The organism is Halorubrum sp. AJ67 (genome assembly GCF_000513435.1).
The window spans coordinates 10,374-14,035 of the sequence record NZ_CBVY010000007.1 but is presented as its reverse complement, the minus strand read 5'-3'; the positions used below and the strand labels follow the sequence as shown (position 1 = coordinate 14,035).

Below are 3,662 nucleotides of genomic sequence, written 5' to 3'. Positions count from 1 at the left end.
CCAGACTGACCGGCGCACGGCGGCCTCGCGGCGCGTCCCCGCCGTCACCGGGGCCGTGAGTCGATCCGCGCCAACTAAACCGTCCCGATGCGCCTAAACCGTCCCGACGCGTAGTAGCACGCATGTCCGGCCACCCGCGCGGATCGGCGTCAGATCAGGATCTCCAAGCCGTTCTCGATCGGATGGCGGACGGGTTCTTTGCTCTCGACGCGGACTGGGCGGTCGCCTACGCGAACGAGCAGGGGCGTCGGATCCTCCGGTCCGCGATGAGCGACGATGCGGTCGGCCCGGGGGAGTCGGTCGAGGGCCGTAACCTGTGGGAATCGATTCCCGGGTCCACCGAGACGGCGTTCTACGAGGAGTACCACCGCGCCATGGAGACCCAAGAGCCCGTCTCGTTCGACTCGTACTACGAGCCGTTAGACACCTGGTTCGAGGCGCGCGTGTTCCCCTCCGAGAGCGGTCTCTCCGTGTACCTGCGCGACGTCACCGAGCAGCGCGAACTGGAGCGACGACAGCGGGAGAGCCTCCACGCGATCCAGCGGCTCTACGCGGTGTCGTCGGACCACGACCGCTCCTTCGAGGAGAAGGTCGAGGCGATACTGACGCTCGGCTGCGAGTACCTCGACGTTCCGAACGGGTTCCTCACGCGGATCGAGGACGGGACGCAACACGTCGAGGTGTCCCACGCCGACCACCCGCTGTTGCAGCCCGGCGAGGCCTGCCCGCTCGACGAGGCGTACTGTAAGCGAACGATCGAGCGCGATCACCTGTTGACCGTCGTCAACGCGTCCGAGGAGGGGTGGGCCGACGACCCCGCCTACGAGACGTTCGGGCTGGAGACGTACATCGGCGGGCGAGTCGAAGTCGACGGCGAGCAGTACGGCACGCTGTGTTTCGCCGCCACGACGCCCCGCGGCGAGCCGTTCACCGACACCCAGCAGACGTTCGTCGAACTGCTGACGCGATGGGTGAGCTACGAGCTGGAGCGACAGCGCGCCGCGACGCGGATCGAACGCGAGCGCGACCGGCTCGACGAGTTCGCGAGTGTCGTGAGCCACGACCTCCGGAACCCTCTCACGGCCGCGCGCGGCCGGATCGACCTCCTCGCGGGTGAGTCCGACAGCGACCACGTCGATGCCGTCCAGCGGTCTCTCTCGCGGATGGAGACGCTCATCGAGGATCTGCTCACGCTGGCGCGCGAGGGGAACGACGTCGACGACCCGGAACCCGTCGACCTCGCCGCCCTCGCCGCCGACGCCTGGGAGACGACCGACGACAGGGACGGGACGCTCCGCGTGGCCGCCGACGAGTTCGGGATTCTGGCCGACGAGGCGCGGCTCCGACAGCTGTTGGAGAACCTGTTTCGTAACAGCGTCGACCACGGCGGCGAGGCGGTCACGATCACGGTCGGGTCGATGCCGGGCGGCAGCGGGTTCTACGTGGCCGACGACGGCGAGGGGATCCCCGAATCGGAGCGGGATCAAGTGTTCGAGACCGGGTACACGACGGCGACCGACGGCACGGGATTCGGTCTGAACATCGTCGAGGAGATCGCCAACGCGCACGGCTGGGAGGTTCGGGTCGTCGAGTCCGAGGAGGGCGGCGCGCGCTTCGAGTTCACCGGCGTCAAGCCGGCCTGAGTCGAGGGGGAGGACCGAGCCGTCCGAACCGAGAGCGACTCACTCGGCGTCGACGAAGTCCGGCTCCGTCCGCTTCGCGTCGCGCTCGTCCACGAGGTGGTCGACGAACGCGTCGAGGTCGACGTCGCCGCGCTGGTTCTCGAAGCGGTCGCGGACCGAGACGGTGCCGGCCTCCTGCTCGTCGTCGCCGACGATGACCATGTACGGAAGCCGGTCGTCGTGGCCCGCGCGGATCTTGCGGCCGACCGTCCAGTCGCGGTCCTCGACCTCGACGCGGAATCCCTCGTCTTCTAAGGCGTTTTTCACGCGGTGCGCGTAGCCGAGCGTCTCGTCAGAGACGGGGAGGATCCGGACCTGCTCGGGCGCGAGCCACAGCGGGAAGTTCCCGTCGAAGTGCTCGATGAGGACCATGAAGAAGCGCTCGTAGCTGCCGTACAACGCCCGGTGGATCATCACCGGCTCGTGGTCCTCGTTGTCCTCGCCCGTGTAGGTGAGATCGAACCGCTCGGGCATGTTGAAATCGAGCTGGACCGTCGGGCCGTCCCAGACGCGGCCGAGCGCGTCCTCGAAGCCGAAGTCGATCTTCGGGCCGTAGAACGCGCCGTCGCCCGGCTCGACGTCGTAGTCGTAGCCGCCCGAGTCGAGCACGTCACGAAGCTGCTCTTCGGCCGACTCCCAGATCTCGTCGCTTCCGACCGACTTGTCGGGTCGCGTGGCGAGCGCGACCTCGACCTCTAAATCGAGCGTCTCGACGACCTCGAAGATCATCTCGATCACCGACTCGATCTCCTGTCGGATCTGGTCGGGCCGCACGAACAGGTGGCCGTCGTCGATAGTGAACGACCAGACGCGCGAGAGCCCCGACAGCTCGCCGCGCTGTTCTTTCCGGTACACCTTCCCGTTCTCGAAGTAGCGCTGCGGGAGGTCGCGGTACGACCACGACTGCTGGTCGAAGATGGTCGCGTGGCCCGGGCAGTTCATCGGCTTCAGGCCGTACTCCTCGTCGTTGACGTCGAGGAGGAACATGTCGTCCTTGTAGTTCTCGTAGTGGCCCGACTGCTTCCACAGCTCCGTCCGGAACACGTGGGGCGTCTCGACCTCCTCGTAGCCGTGGTCGCGGTTGAGCTCGTTCGCGAAATTCGACAGCTCCCGGAGCACCGTCTTGCCCGGCGGGTGGTACAGCGGGAGGCCGGGGCCGGTCACCGTGGGGATCGAGAAGAGGTTCATCTCCTGTCCGATCTTCCGGTGGTCGCGCTCTTGGGCCTGCTCGCGCAGTTCGAGGTACTCTTCGAGGTCCGACTCGCTCGCGAACGCGGTGCCGTACACCCGCGTCAGCGAGTCGTTCTCCTCGTCGCCGCGCCAGTACGCGGCCGACACCTCCAAGAGGGTCGCCGCGCCGACCTCGCCGGTCGACTCGACGTGCGGGCCCTGACAGAGGTCCTCCCAGTCGTCTTGGACGTAGAACGTGACCTCCTCGCCGTCGGCCTCCTCGTCTAAGATCTGGCGTTTGTACTCGTTGTCGGCGTAGATCTCCGTCACCTCCTCGCGCGACCGGACCTCGCGCTCGATGTCGTAGTCGGCCGCGATAATCGACTCCATCTCGTCTTCGATGGCGGCCAGATCGTCCTCGTCGATGTCGACGTCGGTCACGTCGTAGTAGAACCCGTCGTCGGTCGGCGGGCCGATCGTCAGCGTCGCCTCCGGGTGGAGCCGCTGGAGCGCCTGCGCGAACACGTGGGCCGCGGAGTGGCGCAACACCGTGAGGTACTCGTCGGACTGGTCGGTGACGATCTCGATCCGCGCGCCGTCGTGGACCGCGGCGTGCTTTTCGACGAGTTCGCCGTCGATCTTCCCCGCGACGGTGTCGCGACCGAGCCCGGGGCCGATCTCGAAGGCGACGTCCTCGACTGTCGAGCCCGCCGGAACGGTCAGCTCTGATCCGTCCGGCAGGACGACCGTCACCTCGGCCTCCGCATCGGTCTCGCTCATACAGTGTCGGAGCCGGACGACCGTCATAAG

At 67.3% G+C, this 3,662-nt stretch carries 2 protein-coding genes; one reads left to right on the top strand and one right to left on the bottom strand.

The features are described from left to right. Window positions 1–122: 122 nt before the first annotated feature. Window positions 123–1,643: an ATP-binding protein gene (locus BN903_RS07830; RefSeq protein ID WP_048077215.1), complete on the top strand. Its 1,521-nt coding sequence runs from the start codon at window positions 123–125 to the stop codon at window positions 1,641–1,643. A gap of 39 nt (window positions 1,644–1,682) precedes the next feature. Here the strand turns inward: BN903_RS07830 and thrS are convergent, their stop codons facing one another. Further along, a complete protein-coding gene (thrS, locus tag BN903_RS07825; RefSeq protein WP_195155763.1) occupies window positions 1,683–3,659 on the bottom strand; it encodes a threonine--tRNA ligase in 1,977 nt (658 codons plus the stop codon). Between the last annotated feature and the right edge of the window lie 3 nt (window positions 3,660–3,662).